The sequence below is a fragment of the Sporomusa sp. KB1 genome, from assembly GCF_007830295.1.
GTDB lineage: Bacteria > Bacillota > Negativicutes > Sporomusales > Sporomusaceae > Sporomusa.
The window spans coordinates 494,782-510,053 of sequence record NZ_VLKC01000002.1 but is presented as its reverse complement, the minus strand read 5'-3'; the positions used below and the strand labels follow the sequence as shown (position 1 = coordinate 510,053).

The 15,272-nt window shown below is 45.6% G+C and carries 16 protein-coding genes; all 16 read left to right on the top strand.

From position 1 onward, the window contains the following. Nucleotides 1–87 precede the first annotated feature (87 nt). Nucleotides 88–1,089 carry a stage II sporulation protein D gene (gene spoIID, locus SALPA_RS06155; protein WP_145091051.1) on the top strand — a complete coding sequence of 334 codons (1,002 nt, stop codon included), beginning with the start codon at nucleotides 88–90 and terminating at the stop codon, nucleotides 1,087–1,089. A 52-nt stretch (nucleotides 1,090–1,141) separates the two neighbouring features. Next, nucleotides 1,142–1,855, top strand: coding sequence for a M23 family metallopeptidase (locus SALPA_RS06150; protein ID WP_145091048.1), 714 nt, complete (start codon nucleotides 1,142–1,144; stop codon nucleotides 1,853–1,855). Nucleotides 1,856–2,080: 225 nt separating this feature from the next. Continuing rightward, nucleotides 2,081–2,350 carry a sporulation transcriptional regulator SpoIIID gene (spoIIID, locus tag SALPA_RS06145; protein ID WP_145091045.1) on the top strand — a complete coding sequence of 90 codons (270 nt, stop codon included), beginning with the start codon at nucleotides 2,081–2,083 and terminating at the stop codon, nucleotides 2,348–2,350. 170 nt (nucleotides 2,351–2,520) lie between these two features. Further along, on the top strand, nucleotides 2,521–3,549 hold the full coding sequence (locus SALPA_RS06140) for a rod shape-determining protein (protein WP_145091042.1): 1,029 nt from the start codon (nucleotides 2,521–2,523) through the stop codon (nucleotides 3,547–3,549). 66 nt (nucleotides 3,550–3,615) lie between these two features. Next, complete coding sequence (flgF, locus tag SALPA_RS06135) at nucleotides 3,616–4,359, top strand: flagellar basal-body rod protein FlgF (protein ID WP_145091039.1); 744 nt, start codon at nucleotides 3,616–3,618, stop codon at nucleotides 4,357–4,359. A 133-nt stretch (nucleotides 4,360–4,492) separates the two neighbouring features. Beyond that, entirely contained in the window at nucleotides 4,493–5,275 is a 783-nt protein-coding gene (gene flgG, locus SALPA_RS06130; RefSeq protein ID WP_145091036.1) for a flagellar basal-body rod protein FlgG, read from the top strand. Between the two features lie 10 nt (nucleotides 5,276–5,285). Continuing rightward, a complete protein-coding gene (gene flgA, locus SALPA_RS06125) occupies nucleotides 5,286–6,257 on the top strand; it encodes a flagellar basal body P-ring formation chaperone FlgA (protein ID WP_145091033.1) in 972 nt (323 codons plus the stop codon). A gap of 15 nt (nucleotides 6,258–6,272) precedes the next feature. Further along, nucleotides 6,273–6,857 (top strand): flagellar basal body L-ring protein FlgH, encoded by a 585-nt coding sequence (locus SALPA_RS06120; RefSeq protein ID WP_145091030.1) that lies wholly within the window; start codon nucleotides 6,273–6,275, stop codon nucleotides 6,855–6,857. Between the two features lie 52 nt (nucleotides 6,858–6,909). Beyond that, nucleotides 6,910–8,031 (top strand): flagellar basal body P-ring protein FlgI, encoded by a 1,122-nt coding sequence (locus SALPA_RS06115; RefSeq protein ID WP_145091027.1) that lies wholly within the window; start codon nucleotides 6,910–6,912, stop codon nucleotides 8,029–8,031. A 34-nt stretch (nucleotides 8,032–8,065) separates the two neighbouring features. Further along, a complete protein-coding gene (locus SALPA_RS06110; RefSeq protein ID WP_255450893.1) occupies nucleotides 8,066–8,479 on the top strand; it encodes a rod-binding protein in 414 nt (137 codons plus the stop codon). A gap of 36 nt (nucleotides 8,480–8,515) precedes the next feature. After that, complete coding sequence (locus SALPA_RS06105; RefSeq protein WP_255450892.1) at nucleotides 8,516–9,943, top strand: phosphodiester glycosidase family protein; 1,428 nt, start codon at nucleotides 8,516–8,518, stop codon at nucleotides 9,941–9,943. Nucleotides 9,944–10,007: 64 nt separating this feature from the next. Continuing rightward, a complete protein-coding gene (locus SALPA_RS06100) occupies nucleotides 10,008–10,319 on the top strand; it encodes a biotin/lipoyl-binding protein (protein ID WP_145091024.1) in 312 nt (103 codons plus the stop codon). Between the two features lie 11 nt (nucleotides 10,320–10,330). Next, complete coding sequence (locus SALPA_RS06095; protein WP_370516729.1) at nucleotides 10,331–12,157, top strand: SpoIVB peptidase S55 domain-containing protein; 1,827 nt, start codon at nucleotides 10,331–10,333, stop codon at nucleotides 12,155–12,157. A gap of 201 nt (nucleotides 12,158–12,358) precedes the next feature. Further along, nucleotides 12,359–13,129: an ABC transporter permease gene (locus tag SALPA_RS06090; protein WP_145091021.1), complete on the top strand. Its 771-nt coding sequence runs from the start codon at nucleotides 12,359–12,361 to the stop codon at nucleotides 13,127–13,129. 21 nt (nucleotides 13,130–13,150) lie between these two features. Next, entirely contained in the window at nucleotides 13,151–13,909 is a 759-nt protein-coding gene (locus SALPA_RS06085) for an ABC transporter ATP-binding protein (RefSeq protein WP_145091018.1), read from the top strand. Continuing rightward, nucleotides 13,906–15,177, top strand: a complete 1,272-nt coding sequence (locus tag SALPA_RS06080; RefSeq protein WP_145091016.1) for an MlaD family protein — start codon at nucleotides 13,906–13,908, stop codon at nucleotides 15,175–15,177. The genes SALPA_RS06085 and SALPA_RS06080 overlap by 4 nt, the downstream gene beginning before the upstream one ends. Nucleotides 15,178–15,272 lie beyond the last annotated feature (95 nt).

The following is a 15,272-nucleotide window of genomic DNA, read 5'->3' as shown; positions in this document are numbered from 1 at the left end:
GTTTTCAGCCAGATCCCTTTTTGCTCATAGCGGGTAGCTTGTTTGCATAGTATGAATATAGGCTAGTTTGCTAAAGAAGGTGAGTTGGTGAGGTATATAGTCATCTGCAGTATATTGCTGGTGATTGTCTCAGTTATTGCTGTTCCGTCGATCGTGGTGGTGCTAAGCACGTATGACACAAACCGGGTGGCAGTTAATCAATCAACTGTTTTGCGGGGTGAGGATGTTATTATAAGAGTATATATGCATGAAACTAATCAGATTGTTTCTATGAATCTTGAAGATTATGTAAAAGGAGTAGTTGCTGCCGAAATGCCAGCTGAGTTTGAAGTTGAAGCCCTCAAGGCACAAGCTGTAGCAGCACGTACCTATGCGGTAAAGCATATGGTGATATTCGGTGGAACAGGTGCGGGCGAACATCCTGGTGCCGATGTCACCACAGACCATAAAGATAGCCAGGCCTGGTATAATGAAACTAAGCTAAAAGAGCACTGGGGAACAAATTATGGTAAGTATTGGAGCAAAGTTTGCACAGCAGTAGATCAGACACAAGGATTGATAATTACTTACCAGGGAGAACCCATTAATGCAGTATTTCATTCCACGAGTGGGGAACGTACCGCAAGTGCCAAGGAGGTATGGGGATTCGATTATCCCTATCTACAAAGTGTAGCCTGTAGTTGGGATCAACTGTCGCCGCGATATCAGGATACCAAAGAAATATCGCTTGCCGAGCTAGAAGCGCGCTTAGGCACAGATGCCGGAATTATGGTAACTGCTCAAAGCGGGGGAAGTGCTGGGGTTGTCAGCATTATTGATTATACCGACTCAGGAAGGGTCAATAGGGTAAGAATTGGTTCTAAAACATTAACCGGGCTTGAAGTCCGCCAACAATTGGAGTTGCGTTCAGCCAATTTTAGTGTCAAGGCAGCTAGTGATAAATTGATATTTAAAACAATTGGCTATGGACATGGGGTCGGCTTGTGTCAGTATGGGGCTAATGGGCAGGCAAAGCAAAATCGAGACTTCCGGCAAATTTTGACATACTATTATACCGGGACAGCACTAAAAAATATTTATGGCTCCTAAAAAGGGTGCTATATTTCGCCAGGAATGGGCATACTAACCATGAGGTGAGTATATGCCCGGAAGAATTTTCACTAAGATAATACGCACTGGTTATGTTGGGCAGGTAGTAACGGCGGGAATGCTGCTAACAGTGGCGGCGCTGCTTATGTTTGCCGTTATTAGTACCTTGGAACCGGCGGCAAAACCGCCAGTAGCTAAAAAGGCACCAGTATCAGAGCCTCTGCAACAGGCCCAGTCCCCAACGCTGAATTCTCTGTCAGCAGATCCTGTTAACGCTGTTCCAGCTTCGCCGGCATCTCAGCCGAAATCCAGCGTTTCTGCGCCAGTAGAAGTAGTTGATATAGAAAACAATGCAGCCGCTGATAGTCAAGCTATTAGCGAGCTATGGAACGGTGTAATCACGCAAAAATTTGGCTGGCGGCTTCATCCCCTATACCAGGATTGGCGGTATCATAACGGTGTTGATATCGCTGGGAGTGAAGGGAAAATCGTGCCCTCACTGGTAAATGGTAAAGTAATTGAGATTTATACTGACAAAGAATATGGGCTTACGGCAGTTGTTAAAAGTGCCAACTACCTAATTTACTATAGCTCACTTGCCAGCGTTGCTGTGCAGGAAAATACGATAATAAAAAGAGGCCGGCCAATCGGTTCAATGGGGATTACCCAGTCTGAGCCCGAGCCACACCTGCATTTGGCGGTCCAGACACAGGATAAGCAAGAGTATCTTGCTCCTCACGAAATATTTCCCAATATCCCGGAGTAAAATAGAAACATCGTCACAGCTCTTCCCGATACAGCAAAGCCAGTCGTAGTGATTTACGAGTGCTTGGCTAAACCGGGGGGGCTGTTTCTTGTTACGTTGAAAACCATAAAGTTGACCTGAGTTATTGTAGAAAAATTTAAAAATCAGATATTCTGCTTCCCTCTGATACCGCATATACATGGTAGCAAAGAGTTAAAAGGACGGGCGCGAGGGGGAAGAGAATGGATGAAAGAATACATTCGCAAGCGGGTGCTGGATATATGCAATCACATCATGGAAACAAAACATACAGTACGCCAGACAGCCACGGTTTTTGGGGTAAGCAAGAGCACGGTTCACAAAGATATGATTGAGCGTCTACCAGAAATAAATAAGCGATTGGCTGCCAAGGTGAAAAATATTCTGGAGATGAATAAGGCTGAACGCCATATTCGCGGTGGTGAAGCTACCAGGAAAAAATACAAAGAAGAAAAAGAAGATAACAGTTGTAAATAAAAAGGATTGAGGTTTAGAAAGATAGCGAAAAATAGAGGACTTTTAAATTATATGTAGAATTAGTAATTCACTTGTGATTATCTTACTGCCACCTCTATTTTTCTTTTAAGAATAGTAGGGCAAGTTTGGGATAGGCATTAAGATAGCTTGAAAGGGGATTGGAATTTTACATGTTTGGATCTATGGATATTGGCGTCGATTTGGGAACAGCCAACGTTTTAGTATACATAAAGGGAAAAGGTATTGTATTACGGGAACCTTCAGTGGTGGCTATTGACCGTGACAGTAACCGCATTTTGGCGATTGGCGAGGAAGCGCGCCGGATGCTGGGGCGGACACCAGGCAATATTATTGCCACTCGTCCTATGCGTGAGGGTGTTATTGCCGATTATGATACTACTGAAAGTATGCTCAGACACTTTATCCAAAAAGTAGCTGGCAAGAATTTCTTTTTTAAGCCCCGAATTATGGTTTGCATTCCATCCGGGGTGACTACCGTAGAAAAGCGGGCTGTGCTGGAAGCTGCTATGCAGGCCGGTGCCAGTAAGACCTATCTAATTGAAGAACCACTGGCTGCCGCTCTTGGCGCAGGACTTGAAATTGCGGAACCGTGTGGCGCTATGGTTGTTGATATCGGCGGTGGTACCACTGATGTGGCTGTACTCAGCCTTGGCGGTATTGTTGTTAGTGAATCGCTGCGTATTGGCGGCGACAAATTTGATGAAGCGCTTATTCGCCATGTGAAAAAAGAGTATAATATTTTGATTGGTGAGCGTACGGCTGAGGAGATAAAAGTTGCTATTGCCACCGCTTATCCTAATGGCCGTAACGAAACTTTGGAAATACGCGGTCGTGATTTAGTATCTGGTTTGCCCAAAACCCTGCGTGTAAACTCGGCTGAGACGCGGGATGCCTTGGCTGAGCCAGTAGCGCTCATTGTCGAATGTGTTAAATCGGTGTTGGAAAAGACACCGCCTGAATTAGCTGCTGATATTGTTGATCGCGGGATTGTAATGACTGGCGGCGGTTCGCTTATTCATGGGCTGGACAAGCTAATCAATCAGGAGACCGGTATTCCTACCTATTTAGCTGAGGATCCCTTGTCTTGCGTGGCGTTAGGGACTGGTAAGGCACTGGATTCACTGGAGAGCCTTCAGGATACATTGACAACGCTGAAAAAAGGCAATCTGAACGGGTAAAAATCTAATAGTAAAAAGTTAAGAAAACCGAAAATATTTACGATAATATGAAAAGAGGTGATACCATTGATTCGGGGTATTTATACAGCGGCTTCGGGTATGCTTGCTGAAACCACCAGAGCTGATACTATAGCCAACAATCTTGCCAACGGCAATACAGCTGGCTATAAGAAAGATGTAGCTATATCCAAGGATTTTGCCAGTGTGTTAATCCAGCGTATCAATGACGGCCCGGAGGCACCGGTTATTGGCGGGCTAGGTGTAGGCACTGTGATTGATGAAATAGCTACCATTCAGTCCACCGGTGCTATGCGTTATAGTGGCAATCCATTGGATTTTGCTATTGACGGTAAAGGATTCTTTGCTGTTCAGACAGCGGCGGGAATACGTTATACCAGAAATGGTGCATTTACCCGCAATGCGCGAGGTCAACTGGTAACGGCTGATGGCCAAGAGGTTTTAGGGCAAAACGGTCCGATTACTTTACCTGATCGCGGCATAGTTACCGTCGACAGTACAGGCAATGTGACAGTAGAGGGTGCTACTGTTGGACAACTTAGAGTTGTTGAATTTGATAATGAGCGTGAATTAATAAAAGAAGGTGCTAATTTATTTCAGGCGCCTAATAATGGACGTCAGGCAACCGGCAAAGTATCTCAGGGCTTTTTGGAACAATCAAATGTTAATGTTGTTTCTGAGATGGTCAACCTGATAAGTGGTTATCGGGCCTATGAACTGAATGCAAAAACCGTGCAAACTCATGACCAGCTGCTTGATAAAGCTGTCAACGAAGTCGGTAAGATATCGTAGTTGCAGATAGGTAATACTTAACTTTTTTTAAAAAAAACCGATATTTACTATAGATAGGGCCGGACCTGTAGGGAGGCCTGTAGCCTGCTGACTGACTGAGGCGGCGAGTGAATAATAATACGGGGGTAATGCTATGATTCGAGCTTTATGGACTGCCGGAACGGGCATGGCTGCTCAACAAACCAATCTTGATGTTATTTCTAACAACTTATCAAACGTGAATACTACTGGCTTTAAAAAAAGCCGGGCTGATTTTGCCGATCTGATGTATCAGAACATGCGGCAGGCTGGTGCTTCTACCGGAGCTGACAGTCAATTGCCAAGCGGCATTCAAATGGGGCATGGTACACGTCTGGTGTCTACGCAGAAAATATACACACAAGGCAGCTTGCAGAGTACTGGCAATGAATTGGATATTGCTATTCAAAATGATGGTTTTTTCCAAATAACTCTGCCTGATGGGACGCTGGCCTATACTCGAAACGGCTCCTTTGAGAAAGACTCCCAGGGGCGGGTAGTAACTTCTGAAGGGTATCCGCTGGAACCGGCGATTACTATTCCTGATAATGCCACCGCTATTACAATTTCATCGGAAGGAGTTGTTACAGCTACCATACCTACAGGGACGCAAGAGTTGGGGCAGATAACTCTTGCCCGGTTTATTAATGATGCTGGGTTGGAGAGCTTGGGTGGCAACCTGCTTAAAGAAACTGTTGCTTCCGGTGCGCCGATTGTGAATAATCCTGGAGAAGAAGGCGCCGGGACGTTGGTGCAACAATATGTTGAAATGTCTAATGTTCAGGTAGTGGAAGAGATGGTTAACATGATTGTGGCTCAACGAGCCTATGAGATTAACTCCAAGGCGATTACGACGGCTGATTCTATGTTAGAAACAGCTGCTGGTCTTAAACGATAGGAAATAATTTATGAAAACTAACCTATACCGGCTTATCATGGTGATTCTATGTGTTGCCGGTATATTCTTTACCGGCCAGAGTGTTCGGGCCCAGGAGCTGACAGTTCGCATTCCCCAGGAAGCCGCCATTACCGGACAATATTTTACCTTGGGAGATATCGCTAGTATCAATGGTGACGATACGGAGCGCATTGACAGCTTACGGCACATTCGGCTGGGGCATACTCCTCGGCCAGGGCAAAGCTATGTACTTGCTGGAGATATTTTAATGGCTCGGATAAGAGCGGCACACGTTGATTTATCAGGTATCGCTTGGCAGCTGCCACCGCAGCTTAAGGTAACAGCATTGGCACAGTCAATCAGCGGGCAGCAGCTTGTTGAGCAAGCTAAGCAGTATCTAAGGGCTTGCTTAACCGGAGAGGTTATGATTACCTCAGCTGGGCAACCTCAGGATATTCAGGTGCCGCCAGGGGAGATAGCTTTTAACATGGCGTTGCCCTATGGGATTCGTTATAACGCCCCTACTAACGTAAGTATTGATGTTCAAGTGGCTGGTCGATCGTTTTCTACAGCTATGTTGCGGTTTGATATTAAAAAATACCAACAAGTTGCCATTGCCAACCGGTTACTCAATGCCAATGAGCCTATAACAGCTGATAATATTATCTTTGAACGACGCGATATTGGCCGGTTGGTGCCGGGATATTTTACCGAGGTTGATAAAATACTGGGCTTACCGGTAAAACGTCAATTGGCTCCCGGGGTAGTCATAACCGAAAACATGTTGGGGCAAACTGTACTTATCAGACGAGGAAAACCAGTCACAATTACTGCTAAAAATGGCGGCATAGAGGTAATAGTGTCAGGCACTGCCTTACAAGACGGCAGTAAAGGTGAGTTTATCCGCGTGAAAAACATCAATTCCCAAAAAGTAATTATCTGTCAGGTAATTGATGACACAACTGTTCGGGCAAATATATAAAAGTAAGGTGATATAATGCGCAAGCTAATAGGTTTTTTACTGGCATGTACATTGATTATTGCGTCTGCGCTTAATGCGGAAGCCAATTCTCTTTGGGTAGACAGCGCGCCGGCTGCTAACTTATTTTACGACCATCGGGCTCATGCTGTTGGTGATGTTATTACCATTATTATCAGCGAGTCTTCGAGTGCCAAACGTGTTGGTAGTGCTTCTAACACCAAAGATGCCAGTGTTAGCCTGGAGAGTGGTACAGGGTTATTTACTTTTATTAATGCACTCAGTGGCTCAACTTCTGACAGCTTTACTGCCAACGGTTCTTTGTCTAACACCAACAAAGTAACTGGAAGGATTACCGTCAAGGTAACGGAAATTCAACCAAATGGTCAATTGGTTGTAAAAGGCACGCAAACCATTAGACAAAATACCGATGTACAGACAATTACCATTACTGGTATCGTCAGGTCAGACGATGTGACTGCTGCCAACACGGTGCTATCAAGCAATGTAGCTGATGCTCAACTTAAGATCGAAGGCAAGGGTCCGCTGACTGGCAAACAGCGCCAGGGAATATTAACACAGGCATTCAACTTTTTATTCTAGGACATGAACAATGAGCAGTTCTAATTGTTCTAGAAATAGTATTGGAGGACATATGCGCAAAGTCACAGCAATCCTTCTAGCCGCCGTGCTGGTTGTAAGTATGACGATTCCGTCAATAGCTGACGCCCAAGTCAGCACCCGGATTAAAGACGTAGCCAAGGTGCAGGGCATACGCAGTAATCAATTGGTAGGCTATGGTTTGGTGGTCGGTCTAAATGGTACAGGCGACGACAGTAATAAAAGTAAATTTACTATTCAGTCGATAGGCAATATGCTTAAATCCTTCGGCGTTTTTATCGATGCAACGCAGTCTAAAACCAAAAATGTGGCTGCTGTTATGGTAACAGCTAATTTACCGCCTTTTGCCAAAGCTGGCGATACTATTGATGTTACTGTTTCTTCTATGGGTGATGCCAAAAATTTGCAGGGGGGCACACTACTGCAGACACCCCTGCGGGCAGCCAATGGACAGGTATATGCTGTAGGCCAGGGAGCAGTATCAACAGGTGGTTATGTTGCCGGCAATGGTGGTGCCAGCCAACGTAAAAATTTCCCTACCGCTGGCAATGTTCCGAACGGAGCGTTAGTGGAACGGGAAGTACCGATGTCCTTTACCGACAAAGACAACGATAAAATTACATTGTCGCTCAGTCAGCCAGACTTTACTACCGCTAACAGGATTAGTGAAGCTATTGGCCGGAATTTTGGTCAAATCGCGTTGCCCCAAGATCCTGGTACAGTGGCTGTCGAGATACCTTCCTATTACAGCAACAATTTAGTAGCTTTTATCGCGGCTATCGAGGAATTACCCATCACGCCGGATAATGCCGCGAAAGTTGCCATTAATGAACGTACCGGTACAGTGGTTATTGGCGGCAATGTAACAATTGACCAGGTAGCTGTTGCCCAAGGCGGCCTTACTGTAAAGATTGGACAGACGAAGAATGTTTCTCAGCCAGCACCCTTTTCAGACGGCAACACAGTGGTAACAACAGATACCGTCGTTGAAGTTAAAGAAAAGCCTGCCGGACTTGTTGAACTACCTGCTTCGTCCAGTGTTGGTGATATAGTTTCTGCTCTTAATGCGGTAGGTGCAACTCCACGTGATATTATCTCTATTCTGCAAGCCATAAAAGCAGCAGGAGCCTTGCACGCCGAGCTACAAATAATGTAAAAGAATAATCTCAATTTCCATAGGTGGTGATCGAATGCGAATTAACTCCAGCAATTTGATTCAGCCCAGTACAATTTCTGCCGGTAATGGTGGGATGACCACGTCTGACCAAGAAGCGGACTTTGCCAATCGGCTGGGAAAAGCTGTTCAGGCTTCAGAACAGGCCAAAACTACAGCGACGGCAACAGCGACAACTGGCGAAGATGCCAAGCTCAAAGCTGCTTGTCGGGATATGGAGGCTGTCTTTCTTAATATGATGATGACACGCATGCGGGCTACTGTTCCCAAAGATGGTTTATTTGGCAACAGCCAAGAGGAACAAATGCTGACCTCGATGTTAGACACTGAATTAACCAAAAATATGGCGCAAGCCGGTGGCATGGGCTTGGCCGATATGCTTTACCGTCAGTTGAGTAAAACTACTGTTAAAAGCCAGGCTACTCGGTAGCCTGGTTTTACTCTATATATCAGGAGTGTGGAATAGATGTTTAATCATGTTAGGCAAAGGTTATCCTTTACTACTGTAGTCACAGCCATCGCTATCTTTGTAATGCAGAGTGTTGTTTGGGCAGCTCCGGGTAATGTTTTGAGCAAAGTCCGGACAAGCCAGACAGCTGATACAGTGCGAATTGTTTTTGATGTGACAGCTTTGCCTGAGTATTCAGTAACAACCCTCGAAAACCCGTCGCGGTTGGTCATTGATATTCCAGATATTGGCAATAGTGCGGCTAGTCAATATGTTTTTAATGATGCGACAGTAGACAAGTTGCGGCTATCAACAGGTGAAGCAGGTAAGGTCAGAGCCGTTATTGATCTTAAAACAGAGTATACATATAAAGTATTTACCCTGAAAAATCCTAACCGCCTAGTTGTCGATATTATCAAAAAATATGATCGCAAACTTGTCGAGCAAGTAGCTCCTGGTATTACCTATACCTCGTGGCTGAAACGATCAGCCAGTGGTCCGGTATTTGCCCATATTCTTGATATTGATCCTAAAGCGGGCTTTATCATAAAACCAGCCATCTCTAATGGCGTTGTGAAAGGCCTGGAGCCGTTACTATCTATGGTTGAACGTACGCAGGCGCTGGCTGCTGTTAATGGTTCCTATTTTGGCCTTGATGGCTCCATTATCGGCTTACTTAAAATTGATGGTCAAATTGCCAGCACGCCGGAACTGCCACGGACAGCCCTAGGCATTATGCCAGATGGCAAACTTCTGATTGATCAGGTACAATATGACGGTAAAGTGGCACTGCCTGATGGGCAGACTGTGCCTATTAATGCAGTTAACCGGGAACGCGGTGAAAATGAGCTTATAGTATATAATGGTTTGTATGCTCCTGCCACTGGTAGTAACAATTATGGACAGGAATATGTCGTAGTAAATGACATAGTAACTGCCATTAATCCGAGTAATTCCCCAATACCGTCTGATGGGGTAGTACTGTCAGTTCATGGTGAAGCTGCAAAACTAATGTCCTCTCTTAAAGTAGGCGATACCGTTAAGGTCCAGCAAACACTGGGGACGATATGGGATAAGACCCAACATGTGCTGGGGGCCGGCCCCATGTTGGTTAAGAATAGCAGTGTATTTTTGACTACAAAAATTGAAGAATTTGGCTCAGATGTAGCTGGTGGCCGTGCCCCGAGAACGGCACTTGGTCTTAAAGCTGACGGCCAGATTCTGGCAGTGGTTGTTGATGGCCGGCAAGAAAACAGTATTGGTATGACACTTTTGGAACTAGCCTTATTTATGCAAGAATTAGGGGCTCAGGACGCTATGAACCTGGATGGTGGCGGTTCAAGTGAAATGGTAGTAAAAGGTAAGATTGTTAACCACCCGTCTGATGGCCATGAGCGGCGGGTAGGTGATGCGTTAGTAATTGTGCCTTCCTCTGTTGCCAATTAGAAAAAATACGTTATAATAAAAGTAAGAAGAGCCTTTTTAAGTAAAGTAAAGGTAGGTGTTATGTATGGCCCACAAAAAAACTATTATTGCCATTACCGTATTGCTAATAATCGGTGCGGTTGCTTGGTCACTGGCAGCCGGTCAAACCGTTGATCAACGCGGTGTGCTGTCAGGCAATGTTTTATCAAACGGTCTTGTCGCTGCTGGCGCTGCGGCGCGTGAGGGTGATATTCTGGTATATGTTGAAACCATCACTGGCCCGGCTGTTGCAGTACGTGCCAATGTTGATGGTGTTGTCCGAGAAGTATTGGTCAGACCTGGCGACAAAGTCAGAGCAGGCGATATATTAGTTAGAATTGAACCAGCTAAACGGTGATTTTGGGAAGGATGAATATTTTGTCAATATTTATGAGGCGCTGTCTGACAGCGCTGGTAGCCGTATTTTTCCTGCTACCAATTGCTTACGTCCAGGCCGCGCCTGAATTTTTGCCTGTAGACCAAATTACTAAAGGTATGCATGGAATTGCCAAAACGGTTGTTTCCGGTAATACCATTGAGGAATTTGGTGTTGAAGTTCTGGAAGTTATGAAACAAAAGGGTCCGTCAGGGGATCTGATTTTAGTCCGTACCTACGGCGATGTAATAGACCGTACTGGTGGTATTGCTCAGGGAATGAGCGGCAGCCCGGTATATATTAATGGCAAGCTGGTAGGCGCTATTGCCTATGGCTGGTCATTAACCGACCATAAAATTGGGATGGTAACACCAATTGCCGACATGCTCAAACTATGGGATATTACTGATAGCCAAGCTGAGCAGAAGGGTCCGGATGAGGGGCTGGCAGCTACCCCAGTCGCCACACCGCTGATGGTAGCAGGCTTTGGTGAACACTCTTTGAAAATGCTGGCAGATAAGCTCAAACCCTATAATCTTATCCCCTATGCAGTAAATGCCAGTATGGCTGACGACAACAATGGAATTGCTTATAAAACAGTGGAACCTGGCAGCACTATCGGCATACAATTAGTGCGTGGTGATGTCAGCGTAGGCGCATTAGGAACAGTTACCTATGTGGAAGGCGACAAAATATTGGCGTTTGGCCATCCTTTTCTAAAACGGGGGAAAGCCAACTACTTTCTCACTGACGCTGATGTTTTTACAACAATCAGTGGTTTGGAAAACTCCTTCAAAGTGGGAACACCCACTGAAGCTATTGGCGTAATTAACCAGGACAGAGGAGCTGGAGTTGCAGGTAAGCTGGGGAAATTTCCTGGCATTGTGCCGCTGCGAATCACTGTTACTGATAAGAACCTGGGGCAGACCAATGAGCTGTGGGCACAAGTAATCCGGGATGAAGAATTGGCGCCTACCCTGGCGGCAGTCAGTGTTGTTAATGCCATTGAAAAAACGACTGATCGCATTGGTTCTGGAACAGCAAAAGTCAGCTTTGAAATCAGTGCAGCCGGTATTCCCGGCCAAGTATTAAAACGTGAAAATATGTTTTATACCCAGGGAAACATTGGTGAACTGGCAATAGCTGAAGTGCATGAAGCCTTGACGCTTTTGGCAGGCAACCAGTTCGCTGCTGTTGACATCATGGATGTCAAAGTAAATATCGACATAGATGCCGAACGGCGGACAGCCACTATTATCGAGGCCAAAGCCGCTAACGCTGTTGTTAAGCCAGGTGACAATGTGGATATTGCAGTTAAACTCAAACCCTTCCGTAATGAGCTTATTACGCGCCATATTACCTATACAGTCCCCAAAGATCAGCAAGCGGGACCACTGACGCTGGTAGTACGCGGCGGCGGGATGGTTTCAGTGGCACAACTACTTGGTAAGCAACAAAGTGGGGAAGAAGATATTGCCAAGCTATTTGTTAAAGCCCGTCCTAAGTCATTGGATGAGGCCGTCAAGGAACTGATCAAGCGGGACCGAAATAATGACATTGTGGTAGAAACCCTTGATATGAATATTCCTGGAGTTACGCAAAATAGTGATGGAAATCCTCAAAAACCGGTAACTGGAAAATTTGAAACAAGCCCTAGCCCAGCTTTGCATGCTGGCACTGTCAAATCGGGACTAACTGGTAATGGCAATACAACCACCACCAAAGTCACTAAAGGCGATGACAGTCAACGTAAAGTATGCATCAGTACTGACTATATCATTGATGGCGATACCCAGCTTGTACTCACCGTAAATAAGTAAAATAATTACTTGCGAAAGAAGCCGAATATCGGCTTCTTTTTACATGCAACAAAGGGGCGCGGCGCGGCAAGCGACAGCAAGAGGCCGGTTAGCTGGCGCATTTGAAAATTTAAATTAACAGGAAAGCAGCAGGGAATTACAAATAAATATTGAATATTTATAAACATAATCTGAACCAAATACAGGGTAAGGAGCCTGGTTATGCTTATCGAATTTTTCGCCCGTACCGGTAGGATGGTTATTGGCATTTTAGAAAATATAGGAGAAGTCTTGATTTTGTTTGGTCAGACTGTCTATCATTTACGCCACCTAAATAGTAGGCTGCTGCTGCGGCAAATGGCACATTTAGGGGCTGACTCGTTGCCAATCGTGCTTCTGACTATGCTATTTACCGGCATGGTCATGACGGTGCAGACTGCCCATGAATTTGTAAAATATGGGGCACAGTCGTCAGTAGGCGGGTTGGTAGCGGTGGCTATGGGACGTGAATTATCGCCAGTGCTGGCAGGGGTAGTATTTGCCGGGCGGGTAGGGGCGGCCATTACTGCCGAAATTGGTTCAATGAAGGTAACCGAGCAAATAGATGCCCTACGGGTTATGGCGATAAGTCCTGTTGCCTACCTGGTAGTTCCGCGTTTACTTGCCTGTATGGCCATGTTGCCCATATTGGTCATTTTTGCCGATGTTATTGGTATCATAGGCAGTTATATGATTGCTACATCCTATGCCAGCATTACGCCGTTTACCTTCTTTAATTCGATTAAGGCTTTTGCTGTGCCGCATGATATTATTGGCGGAATGATTAAAGCCATGGTGTTCGGATCTATTATTGCCATTATCGGCTGCCATAAAGGGTTAACCACTGCGCAAGGCGCTGAAGGGGTAGGACAGGCAACGACAGGTTCAGTGGTCTTGTCTATCATTCTAATTTTTGTCAGTAACTATTTTTTATCTGTAGCGCTATATCGGTAACATAGAAATGTGAGGTCAACCATGATCAAGCTAGTTAATGTCAATATGAATTTCCGTGGGAAACAAGTCCTCAAAGACATTAACCTGACAATTGAACAGGGGGAAATAATGGTCATTATCGGGCCAAGTGGCTCGGGGAAAAGTACCCTGCTCAGGTTAATTATCGGTTTATTGAAACCCACTAGCGGGGAGATTTGGGTTAATGGCCGGGAAATTACGACTATGACAGAAGATGAGCTTAACAAGATTAGGCTGGAAATGGGTATGGTTTTTCAGTATTCTGCCTTGTTTGACTCCATGTCAGTAGGGGAAAATGTGGCATTTGGCTTACGGCAGCATACCGATATGCTGGAAGAAGACATTGCACGAACCGTGCGGCGTAAGTTACGAATGGTTGGTCTGCGGGGGCAGGAAACTGCGATGCCCAACGAATTGTCCGGCGGGATGAAAAAACGGGTCAGTTTGGCCCGGGCGATTGCGATTGATCCGCATATTGTGTTGTATGATGAGCCTACAGCCGGCCTTGATCCTATTATGTCAAATACTATTAACAGGCTGATTGTTAGTACCAGACGGATGATGGACGCCACTTCGGTTGTTGTTACTCACGACATGTCGAGCGTGTTCAACATTGCCGACCGGATTACGATGATTTATGGCGGCAGCATTGTCGAAACTGGCACACCAGAGACAATAAGACAGTCCGAAAATCCGATAATGATCAAATTTATCCGGGGAGGATCTACTTTCCCAGAACGTAAAGGGAGGTCCAGAGCATGAATACGGAAGCAAAAGTTGGAGCCATAACACTGGCGGGCCTTGCCTTACTGGTCGGAATGCTTTTTTATTTGAGCGGTATGAGTTTTGGTGACAAAGGGTATCCGGTGCATGCAATGTTTGGGCAGGTAAGCGGTTTGAAGCCAGGTAACATTGTGCGCTATGCGGGTGTCGATGTTGGCAAGGTGGCTGATGTTAGGGTGCTGCCTGATGGTGTGGTTGCTGATATTATGCTGAATCCTGGGGTAAAGGTTCCTGCTGGCTCAAAATTTACCATCGGATCAGATGGCCTATTGGGGGAAAAGTTTATTAATGTAGTGCCACAGCGGGACGTGAAAGGTTTTTTAGTTCCTAACGACACCGTTTATGGCGAAAATCCCCAGGGAATGGATGAACTCTTGGTATCAGCCAATGAGGTACTGGCTGAAATCAAAACGTTGGTTAAGGCGCTCAATGATGTTGTCGGTGACGAAAAGGTTAGGGCAGCACTTAAAGAAACGGCGCTAAATACCAGAGATATAACAGACAACCTTAATAGGCTGACAGCTACTTTGGCGATGATGGCTGATGAAAGCCATGGTGATGTAACATCTATGGTCAGTAACCTAAAGGATATGTCTATCAGTCTCAAGGCTACGGCTGCCCGGGTGGATACTATGCTTGCCGATGTGGATAACAACGGAGAAACAGCCAAAGACTTGCGGGAAACTATTGCCGCACTTCGTCAAACCAGCAGCCGGGTTGAAAAGATGGCTGCTGCCTTAGAGGGAGTCGTAACCGACCCCGAAGCGTCCAGGAATCTCAGGGAAACGCTGAGAAATGCCCGTGATGCCGCGGCCAAAGCGAATCAAATGCTGAACAAGGTAGCAAATATTAAAACCGAAGCCAGTATCGAAGCCCTATATGATGCTGATAATCGCAAATACCAAAGCAACGCTAATTTTACCATCAACACTTCGCCCAGTGATTTTGCTGTCATTGGTGTTAACGATATCGGTGAAGACAATAGAGTAAATCTGCAACTAGGTAAAAGTGGTCCGGCTGTAAGCCGGCGGGTAGGCATTATTGATAATAAGATCGGCGTTGGTTTGGATGCTAAACTGGGTAATGAGCTGCGAATGTCGCTAGATGCCTATGATCCCAATGATGTCCGGGTCAAACTGCGCACTCAGTATCAGGTAGCTCCGGACACCTTTCTTGTAGGGCAGACCAGCAGTCTTAATAAGGATGAGGAAAGAACTTCATATTTTGGTATAAGACAGTCATTTTAGCGCTAGTTCGCATTGACACCATCAGGGGGTGGACATATAATTATAAGTGCTTGACTAAACAGTCAGCACTTGAAACACGTGATCACATCAAGGAG

Coding starts and splice junctions, on each gene's coding strand:
- SALPA_RS06115 (WP_145091027.1), top strand. CDS start 6,910: ATGCGCAAAGTCACAGCAATCCTTCTAGCCGCCGTGCTGGTTGTAAGT.
- SALPA_RS06080 (WP_145091016.1), top strand. CDS start 13,906: ATGAATACGGAAGCAAAAGTTGGAGCCATAACACTGGCGGGCCTTGCC.
- SALPA_RS06100 (WP_145091024.1), top strand. CDS start 10,008: ATGGCCCACAAAAAAACTATTATTGCCATTACCGTATTGCTAATAATC.
- SALPA_RS06140 (WP_145091042.1), top strand. CDS start 2,521: ATGTTTGGATCTATGGATATTGGCGTCGATTTGGGAACAGCCAACGTT.
- SALPA_RS06095 (WP_370516729.1), top strand. CDS start 10,331: ATGAATATTTTGTCAATATTTATGAGGCGCTGTCTGACAGCGCTGGTA.
- SALPA_RS06110 (WP_255450893.1), top strand. CDS start 8,066: ATGCGAATTAACTCCAGCAATTTGATTCAGCCCAGTACAATTTCTGCC.
- SALPA_RS06105 (WP_255450892.1), top strand. CDS start 8,516: ATGTTTAATCATGTTAGGCAAAGGTTATCCTTTACTACTGTAGTCACA.
- flgG (WP_145091036.1), top strand. CDS start 4,493: ATGATTCGAGCTTTATGGACTGCCGGAACGGGCATGGCTGCTCAACAA.
- SALPA_RS06150 (WP_145091048.1), top strand. CDS start 1,142: ATGCCCGGAAGAATTTTCACTAAGATAATACGCACTGGTTATGTTGGG.
- spoIIID (WP_145091045.1), top strand. CDS start 2,081: ATGAAAGAATACATTCGCAAGCGGGTGCTGGATATATGCAATCACATC.
- SALPA_RS06120 (WP_145091030.1), top strand. CDS start 6,273: ATGCGCAAGCTAATAGGTTTTTTACTGGCATGTACATTGATTATTGCG.
- SALPA_RS06085 (WP_145091018.1), top strand. CDS start 13,151: ATGATCAAGCTAGTTAATGTCAATATGAATTTCCGTGGGAAACAAGTC.
- flgA (WP_145091033.1), top strand. CDS start 5,286: ATGAAAACTAACCTATACCGGCTTATCATGGTGATTCTATGTGTTGCC.
- SALPA_RS06090 (WP_145091021.1), top strand. CDS start 12,359: ATGCTTATCGAATTTTTCGCCCGTACCGGTAGGATGGTTATTGGCATT.